General features: G+C 38.3%; 15 protein-coding genes and 1 tRNA gene. 1 reads left to right on the top strand and 15 read right to left on the bottom strand.

Features of this window, described 5'->3' with window-relative positions; all coding sequences use genetic code 11:
- Window positions 1-67 precede the first annotated feature (67 nt).
- From H9564_RS05855 to H9564_RS05870, 4 genes are all read right to left on the bottom strand, one after another.
- Window positions 68-703 carry a helix-turn-helix domain-containing protein gene (locus tag H9564_RS05855; protein ID WP_191684569.1) on the bottom strand — a complete coding sequence of 212 codons (636 nt, stop codon included), beginning with the start codon at window positions 701-703 and terminating at the stop codon, window positions 68-70.
- A gap of 169 nt (window positions 704-872) precedes the next feature.
- Window positions 873-945, bottom strand: a tRNA-Arg gene (locus tag H9564_RS05860).
- 77 nt (window positions 946-1,022) lie between these two features.
- Window positions 1,023-2,333, bottom strand: coding sequence for a DEAD/DEAH box helicase (locus tag H9564_RS05865; RefSeq protein ID WP_191684570.1), 1,311 nt, complete (start codon window positions 2,331-2,333; stop codon window positions 1,023-1,025).
- Window positions 2,334-2,347: 14 nt separating this feature from the next.
- Complete coding sequence (locus H9564_RS05870) at window positions 2,348-3,367, bottom strand: Gfo/Idh/MocA family protein (protein ID WP_191684571.1); 1,020 nt, start codon at window positions 3,365-3,367, stop codon at window positions 2,348-2,350.
- 155 nt (window positions 3,368-3,522) lie between these two features.
- Between H9564_RS05870 and H9564_RS05875 the strand changes: the two genes are divergently transcribed.
- Window positions 3,523-3,885: a DUF4828 domain-containing protein gene (locus H9564_RS05875; RefSeq protein ID WP_191684572.1), complete on the top strand. Its 363-nt coding sequence runs from the start codon at window positions 3,523-3,525 to the stop codon at window positions 3,883-3,885.
- A 247-nt stretch (window positions 3,886-4,132) separates the two neighbouring features.
- Here H9564_RS05875 and H9564_RS05880 read toward each other — a convergent pair whose 3' ends face one another.
- The 11 genes from H9564_RS05880 to H9564_RS09150 all read right to left on the bottom strand — a co-directional run bounded on the left by H9564_RS05880 (window position 4,133) and on the right by H9564_RS09150 (window position 11,394).
- The gene (locus tag H9564_RS05880; protein WP_191684573.1) at window positions 4,133-4,705 is read right to left on the bottom strand and encodes an LOG family protein; all 573 of its coding nucleotides are present in this window, start codon (window positions 4,703-4,705) and stop codon (window positions 4,133-4,135) included.
- Window positions 4,698-5,627 carry a lactate/malate family dehydrogenase gene (locus H9564_RS05885; RefSeq protein ID WP_191684574.1) on the bottom strand — a complete coding sequence of 310 codons (930 nt, stop codon included), beginning with the start codon at window positions 5,625-5,627 and terminating at the stop codon, window positions 4,698-4,700. The genes H9564_RS05880 and H9564_RS05885 overlap by 8 nt, the downstream gene beginning before the upstream one ends.
- Before the next feature lie 76 nt (window positions 5,628-5,703).
- Entirely contained in the window at window positions 5,704-7,227 is a 1,524-nt protein-coding gene (locus tag H9564_RS05890) for a glutamate--cysteine ligase (RefSeq protein WP_191684575.1), read from the bottom strand.
- Between the two features lie 137 nt (window positions 7,228-7,364).
- Window positions 7,365-8,033 (bottom strand): type 1 glutamine amidotransferase, encoded by a 669-nt coding sequence (locus tag H9564_RS05895; RefSeq protein ID WP_191684576.1) that lies wholly within the window; start codon window positions 8,031-8,033, stop codon window positions 7,365-7,367.
- 134 nt (window positions 8,034-8,167) lie between these two features.
- Window positions 8,168-8,656, bottom strand: a complete 489-nt coding sequence (locus H9564_RS05900) for a prolyl-tRNA synthetase associated domain-containing protein (protein WP_191684577.1) — start codon at window positions 8,654-8,656, stop codon at window positions 8,168-8,170.
- 10 nt (window positions 8,657-8,666) lie between these two features.
- On the bottom strand, window positions 8,667-8,870 hold the full coding sequence (locus tag H9564_RS05905) for a hypothetical protein (protein WP_191684578.1): 204 nt from the start codon (window positions 8,868-8,870) through the stop codon (window positions 8,667-8,669).
- A 152-nt stretch (window positions 8,871-9,022) separates the two neighbouring features.
- Complete coding sequence (locus H9564_RS05910) at window positions 9,023-9,418, bottom strand: iron-sulfur cluster biosynthesis family protein (protein ID WP_191684579.1); 396 nt, start codon at window positions 9,416-9,418, stop codon at window positions 9,023-9,025.
- Between the two features lie 77 nt (window positions 9,419-9,495).
- Window positions 9,496-9,693: a hypothetical protein gene (locus H9564_RS09140; RefSeq protein WP_225209566.1), complete on the bottom strand. Its 198-nt coding sequence runs from the start codon at window positions 9,691-9,693 to the stop codon at window positions 9,496-9,498.
- The gene (locus H9564_RS09145) at window positions 9,693-10,004 is read right to left on the bottom strand and encodes a helix-turn-helix transcriptional regulator (protein ID WP_225209567.1); all 312 of its coding nucleotides are present in this window, start codon (window positions 10,002-10,004) and stop codon (window positions 9,693-9,695) included. Before H9564_RS09145 ends, H9564_RS09140 begins: the two co-directional genes overlap by 1 nt.
- Window positions 10,005-10,191: 187 nt before the next feature.
- Window positions 10,192-10,548 (bottom strand): hypothetical protein, encoded by a 357-nt coding sequence (locus H9564_RS05920; RefSeq protein WP_191684580.1) that lies wholly within the window; start codon window positions 10,546-10,548, stop codon window positions 10,192-10,194.
- A gap of 564 nt (window positions 10,549-11,112) precedes the next feature.
- Window positions 11,113-11,394 carry a helix-turn-helix domain-containing protein gene (locus tag H9564_RS09150; protein ID WP_318241078.1) on the bottom strand — a complete coding sequence of 94 codons (282 nt, stop codon included), beginning with the start codon at window positions 11,392-11,394 and terminating at the stop codon, window positions 11,113-11,115.
- Between the last annotated feature and the right edge of the window lie 490 nt (window positions 11,395-11,884).

Genomic DNA, 11,884 nt, shown 5'->3' on the forward strand with positions numbered 1-11,884 from the left:
ATTTTAATTGTACAACAATTTAATAATATTTTTAAAAAGCAAAATTTATTTCCCGGGAAATGAATCTTTACCTGTTTTTATTACCCAACTTAGGATCTTGTTTCCACATATACTTCTGCAAAATATTTTGGATTCCTACTAAAATAAGCCACGGTGAGGAGAAGTAACGTTCTGGCATCCCCTGATGGACAAAATAAACCCCAATAATCATGTCAAGAACAATTAGAAAATAGATCACCTTTGCCAGCAACGATAATCTTTGTCCAGGACGTTGTTTTCCCTTATAATACATCCGCTGACTCATGCCGAGGAAAAAGGGTGTAATAAACTGCTCATAAATAATCGCAATTACAATGACAACCGTTATCACATTCCATGCAATCTGACCTTCCCTACTTGTTGGAACATCAACGAAACAGCCAAGTCCAAGGATAATCCAAATAAAGCCAGATAATACGCTAAATGCGTTAAATGCCTTTCCCTGTTCTAAATAATTTTTCAAATTCTGGTCCTCCTTTAAGAGAGAATCAATTGAAATTTGGTAAACATCACTAACTTTTACTAGCTTATTTAAATCGGGATAGGTCTTGCCATGCTCCCAATTAGAAATAGCTTGTCGGGTTACAAAAAGCCTTTTTGCTACCTTCGCCTGTGTTAGCTTTAACTTCTGACGTCGTTCTTTAATTCGTTCTCCAAATTCCATCTGCTTCTCCTTGTTCTTGAGGATAAGTATATTAAATGCTAATAAATAATCCTAGCAATAGCCTATTGCACCGTTGATATATAAAGAAAAATAAGACCGAGAAAAGCAAATTGTTTTTCTCAGTCTTAAACTATTTAATAGTTTTCACTAAAAATCTAAGTACGAAATATGGTCCCATCCGGAATCGAACCGGAATCGGCCGCTTAGGAGGCGGATGTACTATCCAGTTATACTATAGGACCAGACAAAGAGTATTATCGCATTTACGATTGAACTCGTAAAGAAGATTTTACTCTTTTTTTGTTAATTATTTAACTGTTTATTTTGCGCCCTCACTCTTACGACGGTGCTTTAGACGAATCCCCTTATTTTTCCGGTTCTTCTTATGTGGCTTTTTCTTTGGCTTCCTTGGTTTACCAAGAGTATGGTGAACACTCTTTTCCACACTCGTCTGATCGCTCCATTGCTCTTGTTGCAATTGACGACTATTCTGCCGACGTAATGAAACAGATTTTTGACCCTTTTGTGGCTTTTGATCTGTAATCTGATCGTTATTAATGTAAAGGTGTTCCAAGTTGTAATCAGTGTCTTTAAGAAGCTTTTTCAAATCACGGATATCGTGATCGTCCCCAAGGTTAATTACTAATCCCGGTTCACCCTGACGACCGGTTCGTCCAACACGGTGAACATAAGTATTAGTCTCGGTTGGCAAATCAAAGTTAATCACTGCTGGGAGTTTAGGAATATCGATCCCTCGAGCAGCAACATCCGTCGTTAATAATAACTTAATTTGCCGTTTCCGGAACATTCGCATTGCCTTTTCCCGCTGTGTTTGTTTTTGTCGACCACCTAACGTCCCAATTGACATATGTTCATGGCGAAGACGGCTAGCAGCATAATGGAGTGTCCGCGTACTATTAAAGAATACCAAACCACGAAAGTCCTTAATACTGGTCAAGTGACGAAGGACCGCCGTCTTTTGGGCATTAGTCCGGGCGTCAATATAACCATGACGAACAGTTCCTCGAGTATGATCCTTAGAGGTAACGTCAAGGGTTAAAATATCACGGCCGAACATGACTGAAAGTTGTTTAAATACCGGTGACTTAGTAGCAGAGAAAAACGCTAATTGGGCACTCAATGGTGTAGCTCGTTCGATATCTTCAACTACTGCTAAGGTATCATCCCGTAATAAATCATCAGCTTCGTCAATTACCATTGTCTGCAAGTGACCAAGCTTTAGGTGACGGTTATCTAACATATGAAGAACCCGTCCAGGTGTCCCCACAACAACATCGGGATGTTTACGTAGCTTCATTACTTGGCGACGAAGGTTTGCACCACCTGTTAGAGCTAATACCTTAACGCCAATGATATTCCCCCATTCGCGCATTACCCTTGTCGTCTGCATTGCCAATTCTTGTGACGGTGCAAGAACTAATAATTGAGTCCCCGCGCCAGGCATAATTTTAGGCAAAAGTGGTAAAGTAAATGCTAGTGTCTTCCCAGAACCAGTAGGCGCAATTCCGAGAATCGACTTATCCTCTGCCAAGGGCTTAGCAACAGCTTCCTGAATTTCAGTAGGTTGTTTAAATTGCTGGCTAAATTTTTCTTGAAATTGTTCGATCAAATGTTATCCCCATCCTATTCTTGATCTTTATCTGCCGGAAATTCTAATTGTGCTGATTGACGAAGTGAGTACATTACGGAGTTAACAGTTTCGGAAAGATCCATCCATCCCTTGTACTTCTTCATCTGTTCTTCATTGTCTGGATCATTAAATAAGTCTGCAAAATCATTCATTTCATCCGTCATTGAATTCTTTTCAACCGGTGCATCAAGTTGGTGAGCCTTTTTATCAGAATCGTAGTAAGTTACCTTTTGAGTTTCAAAAATACTATCGAAAACAAGAGTATCCTTAAGACCGTAAACTTCAGATGGCAAGTATGAATTAGCAGTCTTCCCAAAGTTCAATGTAACACTGAACTTATCGTAGTTCAAAATAGCAACACCCTTAGCGTCAATGCCGGTCTTGCAAATGGTTGGGTAGTAAACAACTGACTGTGGTTGGCCAAACATTGTAACGGCTCCATAAACAGCGTAAACACCAAGATCCATCAAAGCACCACCAGCGTACTTCAAGGTAAAAATGTTTGGATAAGGCTTATCCCCCGCAAGGACCTTATCATAGCGGGAAGAATACTTCATTACAGTAATCGTTGCCCCTTGAACGTAGTGTTCCTTCATTTCATCAACTTTCTTCAAAGCTTCCCGATATAGTGCTGTGTGAATATGACGAGCTGCTTCAACTAAACGAGCCTTCGGGTGAGCTGCAAGTAATGATTGGATGCCAGAAAATTCACTTGGGTTTACAAATGCTGGCTTTTCAACGATCACGAACTTATCATTTTCAATTGCCATCCGTGCTTGTTGGTAATGCAAACTGTTCGGTGAAGCGATGTATACAACGTCGAAGTCACCGTCTTCAAAGAATTTTTCAAGATCATCATAGAATTCTGTAGCACCATATGGCTGGCCGAATTCCTTAGCCCGGTCCATTGTCCGTGAATAAACTGCGGTCAATTTATATTTACCGGTAGTTTTAGCTGCGTCCAGCATTTGGTCTGTAATAATATGAGTTCCAATAATTCCTAACTTAAGCATTTGAGCCAACTCCCTTATCAGATATTTAACTTGTTACATTTATCATACCAATTATTGTCTGTTTTTAACAGAAATGAAATCTTTCGATCATATAAATATGTGTATAATGTTCTTGTAGAAATGACTTATCACATAATTGAGGAGATTGATGGAATATGAAAAAAAAGGGAATGTTACTTTTCGGCGCGGGACTAATGGCTGGACTCTCCAGTACTTTAGGGTTCAGTCACGCGAAGAAAAGTAGCACGACGACTGCGTTACCAATATTTTATGCCGGTACTTGGCGATACTATGATCAGGAACGCAATCGGTCCCATAAAATCACCATCTCTCCGGAACTAAAACTTGGGATTGATAATCAAGAAATTCCCGCAACGGTTCAATTAGTCCGTGAAGATAAATTAGTTTACCTCGATAAATTCGGTTACCACATCACTATTCAAGCTAACGACCAGCGGCCCGTATCTTTAATCGATGAGGCTGACGATCAGGTCTATGCAATTCAACCACTTAAGTAAGCTGCAATGATTGTGGCTTTTTTTGATCCAATTATTTTCTCAACAACATGGCTAAAACGTGCTCAGCCGAGACTTCCTCAAGCTAACAACCTTCCCTTCCGACGATAAAACAGTAACTATTCTCGACAACATGGCTAAAATGCGCTCGCCAGAAGCTTGCTAGAGTTAGCAACCTCCTTCCTAGGCACAAGTCGCCTTCGTCAGGAGAAATTGCTAACTTTCCGCAAGCTTTTTGCTGGCTCGCACTCTACTTTTCATACGTCCTATGTCTTGGTGCTGTGTAGTGTTCCATAAATTGAAGGATTCGATTAAAATCATCACCAAAGTACATGCTATCAAGGTAAATCTTTTCAAGAAAGCCTTCTTGACTCATGTGCTCGAACGCTTCTTTTAGTGGTGAATAAAAGTCATCTTGATTATAAAAAGCAACAGGCTTAGGATTTTCGCCGATTGTAATCCACGAGGCCGCTTGGCTAATTTCTTCAAGTGTTCCAATACCACCAGGCAGGGCTAACATGCCATCAGCCATTGCCATCATTTTTTCTTTTCGGTGATCCATATCAGGAACAATTTTAAGATCTTGAATTTTCGAGTAAGCAGCACCACGACTGGCAAGGGTTTCGGTAATAATTCCGTGAACAGTTCCCCCGTTATCAAGAACACCGTCAGCAACCGCACCCATTAGGCCAAACTGTCCACCACCATAGACTAATTCAATTTGGTGAGCTGCCATCCATTCTCCTAATTCCTGCGCCTTTTTTAAATATTTCCCGTCATTGCCATTTCGGGCTCCGCAATATACAGCTAACGATTTAATCATTTGTTTTCCCTCCTTGTTGTAGGATCGTAAGTTGTTGTTGGATTGCATTAGCAGCAGTTTTAACAGCCGCTTCTTCCACTGGATAAAGATTTAATAATAATGGGTGCCCTTGGCCGTTACGATTAAGCAATGTCGGAAAACTAACGTATCCTGAATATCGAGGCTGGTAGATTGCTACTGAAGCGCTCAGTTCACCATTACCTAAAATTGTAGAAATCATTTGAAGGATCCATGTCACAACAGCACTGGCATTGTAACCAAGTCCCTTAAACGTGTACCAATTATCAAGGTCGGCAGTAATCCTTAATTGATTTTGGTCAAGGTGATGACCATTAATGCTCTTATCTAGATCCTGACCATTAACGGTAACTGTAGACCAGGCAAAGATCTTCTCGCCGTTATGTTGACCATAAACAAAGCCACTAACATTTTGGGATGACAATTCCGCAGCCTTTGCAACTGCCTGACGCATTCGAGCTGTATCAATTGTGGTCCCGATGCCAATTACCTGCTTAGTTGGTAAAGCTAGTTGTTGTTGCAGGTAGGCGGTAATTGCTTCATTGGGATCACTAATGTTCAGAACAATCCCATCAAACCCACTTTGTTTTACCTGCGGAGCAATTTCACGAACTGCTTTTCCGTTTCGAGTAAGTTCCGCCATTTGTTGTTTTTCTAGAAGGCTACTATCCCCAAACGCGGTTACAAGGATATCCGCATTTTTTAGGGCTGCGTAGTCCTGAAGAATAATTTCAGTTCTCGTGCTTAATGCAGTTTGGGCATTTTCCAAATCAGCCTTTAATCCAACAACTAATTCATCATTCTGATCAATCAAAACCAATTGATCTACCTTATCAGTTGCAACAAGGTCATGAGCCAATAAACGCCCAATATGACCTAACCCAATAATTCCAATCTTTCTCATTATCTTATCCCCGATCAAAAATGGAGCATCACAAAATATCATTGTGAGGCTCCGTTATTTTTTAGTATTCGCTCTATTATTCTTCCTGAAATTTAGCTGCTTCAGGAAATGTATCTAAGATGTACTTACGTGGGCCGTCAGGAAATTCAAATTCGCCTTGCGCTTCATAAGTCTCATCGTGGTCGCCAACAGTTAACGTTACTCCATCATCACTGAAGGAAACATTAACCCCTAATTCAATTGCAGCTTTGATTAAACGTTGTGTATCATCCGAATACTTTTCACTAATTGCTTGAAGGGGATGAGCCATGTTCATGTTAGCAGTAAAACGATCATTAGCTAGCTTTAAACCAAATGAAAGAAGATTACCATTTTCAATTTGGTCCGCTAATTGACCACTAATTGTTAAGGCTGGATCATCTACCCGCCGTTGAACAAACTTAAGAGCAAGACGGTATTCCCGTGGTGCATTAAATTCATCAACTAAGTCCTGCAATTCAGCAATAATCTTAATTGCCGCCTCATGCATTTCTGGCGTTTGTTCCTTTGGCTTTTGTAAAGCGACCTCATTATTAAGCTTCCGCGCCGCCGCTAATTTTTCTGGTAAATTATCCGGAAGTGGCTTGATTAAGGTATTAATCATTAATAACTCAAGGAAATTAATGGTATCATCACTCACCCCAGTCCGGGAAAGTGGATCTAGGTCAAAGGAACGAAACTCAAGGTAGTTAATTCCCTTTGTTAACATCCCTTGTAAGTCACCAACATCCTGATTATGACGACGACAACGGACAGGACCAAAGAATTCTTTGATACTGTAATATGTCCCGTTATCAATGAATTCCTGCAGCTTAGCAAAGTGCTCTTCTAATGAATTATAACCAACTTGTTCATTAGGAAGGTTATCATCACCATAATCACTGCACCGCAAACTCCGAACTGGTAATTCAAGGTGTTCAGGGATGTGCATATCCTCTGAAACCGGACTTGCTCCATAAAGGTAAGTGAACAACCATTGGTAAATGACAAAGGCTTGTGCCATCTTGAAGTAAAGGTGATTTTGAAAATCAATAAGTGAACTATATTCGTCCTTATAGAATTGGTCATATAAGGTCTTTACTAATCCTTTATTTAAACTGAAGTTAACGTGAACATCACCCAGTAGCTCCTGGGTAATTCCATATTTCTTACCTAAGTAATCATGATTAGCTTGATCCCAAGTCTTCGTATTATCCGTCATTAGGTAATCTAAATCATGGTTATATACAGGCGCTGGAGCCATACTAAGTGGCCATAAACGTTCATCCTCATGAAGTTGACCAACCATAATTTGCTCGAGCATCTTCAATTGAAGAACAGCATTCTTACTCCCAACAACTGGTGACGTCTCGAAATCAATCATATTGTCAGTAAAGCCAGAATTTAAATATAAGTTATGGCGACGGGAACGAAGAGCTTCCGGATATGGGTAACGACTGGCGCGCCCATTAGTTAGTACCCGGTGTTTCTTTGCTTCCAACCCAAATTCTGATGCGAATAGCTTTGCGTTCAATTCGGGCTTGCTCAATGCTTGACGAATTGCATCATATCGATCAGCCATTCAAGATCACCTCATTTCTCATATACCATTACACAATAACACTTTGAACACAAAGTTAGCAACCTCAAAAGTAAAGTGATAAGTGCTTAAACTAGCTATTTATGACGTCTCACTAATCCATTGATAGCTAGGTAGCATTATCTGGTAATGTAATTTAATAGCTTAAACATTACTTGTTTATTTTCTGCTGGAACATCATGCTCAATAATTTCAGCAGTTGTCTGGTGAAGATCATTATCCTTAAGCGGATATTCACTATCATTAATTGCAATTTCACGCACGTTGTCCTTCATTGGCTCAAAATGGAATTGAAGACCAATCACATTATCGTGGTAAAGGAAACCCTGATTTTCGTTCAAATCGCTACTAAAAAGCAACTTAGCATCATCAGGAATCTCAAACATATCCTGATGCCAGTGCAAAGCAGTTAACTTATCTGGGATCCCCGGAATTGCATCGTTTTGCCGATAAACTGGAGCCCAGCCAACTTCCTTGTGTGGCGCTTGAGTAACCTGGTAGCCCAACGCCTTAACTATTTGTTGTGCACCCAAACAAGCACCAAAAATTGGCTTACGCTCATCAAGCGTTTTCTTAATTAATTCACGTTCTTGTTCTAGCCAAGGGAAGTCATCATTAGGGCTCATTGGACCACCGAGAATAACTAACATATCGGTCTCATCCACGGTTGGCAAGTTACCAAATTGATCCGGGTGGTAAACATACATTTCGTTATTATTAGCATGGATCCAATCCCGAATTGATCCAGGCCCTTCATTTGAAGTGTGTTGTAAAATATTAACTCTCATTAATCAATACTCCTATACTTTATTTACTCCCCAATAAATATTATCATTGATAAATTTTAATGTTATTAGGGCTAGGTGTCAATAAAAGCGCATTCAAATAGTCAATTATCAATTATTTGATATTTCCTGAGAAATTAGTCGTTAATGATTCGAGTATTAATTTTATTACATTCTAGGAATTTTAGTAAGTCGGTAGTTCTTAAAATAATTGTCTGGGTATTATCGTTCGGGTGGACACCAATTAAATCGTTATCCACAAGGACTTGACGGGAAACAATCAATTTTACTTGCTTATCTTGATCATTAAGGAGGTTAAATGGGGAAACGCTTCCCGGTTCTATCCCTAGAATTTGCTTCAACTCAATTAGTGAAACAAACGATAGCCGGGATGTTCCAACTGCCTGCCGAAATGTTTTTTCAACGAACTGATTATTTTCCAAAAGGACATATAAAAAATAGCTTTTCCGGTTATGGGTACGTAAGAAAAGGTTCTTTGTCCGGGCAAACGAATACTTTTCTACATACCGATCTGCTTCAGCGCTAGTAAAAACTACTGGGTGGTGGATAACTTCATAATTAATCTTGGCTTTGTCTAATAACTGGTAAATTTGTTGTGGGTTCATAATTCTCTTCCTATATTTTGTGAAAGTTAACTTGCTGGTACTTCATTGAAATCTTTTGCACCTCAAACCCGTATTCCGACAATTCCTTCTTATAATGAAGAAAAGAGTGATCTAAAGGTACCCCAGCAATACGACCAATTTCAGCAAATGTAAGGCTAAAATCTTCGTCATAGTTATCTTGAATGTACTGCCATAGTTGATTGTATTTACTCATTTTTCTTTCTTTTGGTTACCTATCTCCTACTACCATATGGTTTAATTTATCATTTCAAATATTAGACATCAATACTAGCGGTTAATTCCATAAATAAGAAAAGCCTAGCGCATTTTCAAGATTAGAATGCACTAGGCTCTATTTAATAAACTTTAGCAATCATGGGTTCCAGTATATTCACCCTTTAATGGTTCACTAATATCAACTACTTCAACATTATCAGTAAGGATCTTAGTTGGGCTAACTAATGGCATCGTAAAATGTTTTGGATCGAAGCGTAACTCCATCTGATTTTCAAATTGAATGTTTGCGTAAGGCTCACTCTTGATATAAATATCACCAATATTTGAACTAACCTTTTCGTCAAAATCAGGTAAGTCGACATCCTTATTAACGAAAATTAAACGGTAATTAGCGTCAAGATTACAATTGCCGATCGCTGAAAATGGGCCAACACCATCATCAAAATCTAACACCACTTGTTTATCAGGACTAAGGTACTTTTTAATCCGTTCTAATGCAGCGTCAGTAACAGTTAATGTCTTCATAAGCAAGTCCCCCTAACCTTTTGATATTTACATTTTACTCAATTATTAAGAAAAATAAAGAAATTAGCTTATGAAAATTACTTACTTGCCTGATTCTTATCAATCCGATTAACTGTTAATGGATACTTTGCATCTAATTTTGGATTAAGTTTCCACAGTTCAAGCCACTTTTTTAATGGACTAAATAACATCCAGCCACCAATCCAAAGAATTCCGACAATCGAAGAAGCAGCATCATTGTGAATTAACGGGAAGCAGCATCCCCAAAGCATCATTACAATAATGTAGCAAGTATTGTAAATCCGCTTAAAGTTCTTAAATTCTTCATGACGTTGGTACAATTGTGATTGAAGTTGTGCATCTGCAGACTGAATTTTTCCTGTTGCTTAGCTGAATCCGTCCGCGGGAAAAGATCACCAACTTCAACTCCTAACGCTCCTGCTACTAGGTTAAGGGTTGAGATACTAGCATCTTCTCCGGCTTCTAACCGTTGAATTGTCCGCACCGATACTTTGGCCTTTTCAGCTAGTTGTTCTTGCGAAAGGTGTTTTGTCAACCGCAGCGCTTTGATATTATTTTTTATCATTTCTGATACCCCCTTACTTTATTTATAGGATATCAATTTCTACTCCTTTTAACCACGACATTTAGCCGACAGGAACCCGTCAATGAGACGACAGGAAATATTATTCCCCGGGAAATGTTTTATTTAAAAAGATCAAAAAGAAGGATGGCTAATTTTTCTCAACCATCCCTCTTTCAGAATATTTCAATTATACGTTTTCACCAATCTTAACGTGCCAAATAAAGAAACCAATGCCAACAACAAGGCTAATTACCGCATATAGGAACATCCAATTATTGAAGAAGCCACCAGCAATCCCAATAATTCCACCAACAATTAACAAAATGAGGTTGGTAATATCACCGCCAAGGAAGGGATTATTTTCTTGGACAATATAAACTACCCCTGCGCCAATAAATAATCCAGATAAAATAATTTCTAAAGTAGCGTAGATGTAATTGGGACTGGTCCAAATTCCTAGAATACCATTTACAATTGCATCAACTAATAACCATGCAGCCAATACTAACAGCAAAATACCAACAACTAATTTAGCAATTCTCATTGTAGGTCTCCTCTCAAAACATAGCTACTTTTATTATTGAGTTGTTGGGCAAAAAACTCAAAGAATATTGCTTGGGAGGTTGGAAAATGTCGGCAAAATAAGTATTGATATTTCCCCGGAAATATTACCGAGCAATTTCCAGGCAATATAATTTATGATGACAATTTGGACATTCTAATTTTCTAAATTTTGGTGTATGTGCTGAGAAAGTAAATCTGGCTAATGAAGGCGTAAACTTGGTACCACAGTTTGGACAGATATATTGTACTTGAGAGTAGTAATACTTAGTAAGAAAAGCGGAGAGGAATATCACTAATATCAACATAACTATAATGCTTAAAATCATTGCATCAAAATGATCAGCCCTTCCGAAGTAATATGCACTAGCTACTCCAACCAACTCAATTAGTATCAAACCAAAGCCAAAGAATAGTGTTCTACTTCTCAGTTTTGTTAATATTGCTTCTTTTTTCATAATCTGTGCAATGTTAGTAAAATCATTTAAATTCATTTTTCGTGTAGTAACCGTTTGAACCAGCCGCTGTAATTGTTTCTGACGTTGCTTTAAAAGTAAAATTTCTTTTTCATTTTCGCTAATTTGTTTCCGGAATAGTAACTGTAGTGAATCAAAGGCACATTGATCATTAAATAAACTTTTAATCTGACTAATTGAAAAATCCAATTAACCAGCTCTAATTTCTGAATCTGTTTTTCTTGATAGTAACGATAACCGTTCTTACCAATCGAATCCGGGGTTACCAAATTCTTTTCTTCATAAAAACAAATTGCGCGCGGCGTCATATTTAATTTCTTTGCTACCTCACCAATAGAATATTTTTCTGACACTGCCGTCACCTCCTGATTAAACAATACAGTTTCACGTAGGGTAAATGTCAAGATAAGAACAACAATTTGAAAAGTAAGAGCTACCTATAGTTATCGATAACTTGTCATATTAACGAAAAATTCAAAAGCGTGACTACTAAGAAACAATAATCACGCTTTTATCTTACTCATTTTCTTCTTTTAATTTGCTCTTTTGTATTTTAATTTACTAATCCTAATAAAACTGCTGTGAAATTAAGAAGCAACCGTGTAGCCTTCTTTAACTAAAATTTCGCTTACAATTTTAAACTGCTTTTCCGGCATTACAATTTCATATGTCGTTGAACCATCTTTGTTTTCCTATTTGCTACTTTAATTATTTTAGCTCTAAATTTTAGCAAACTATTAAAATGACCTGTTAACATAAATTGAACAATCATAACCACCCGTAAAACGGGTGGTTTGTACAACGGCTATAAGCCGATCAGAAAAGCCAGCGTCTCAAGGCGCT

Source organism: Limosilactobacillus avistercoris (assembly GCF_014836425.1).
Taxonomy (GTDB): domain Bacteria; phylum Bacillota; class Bacilli; order Lactobacillales; family Lactobacillaceae; genus Limosilactobacillus; species Limosilactobacillus agrestimuris.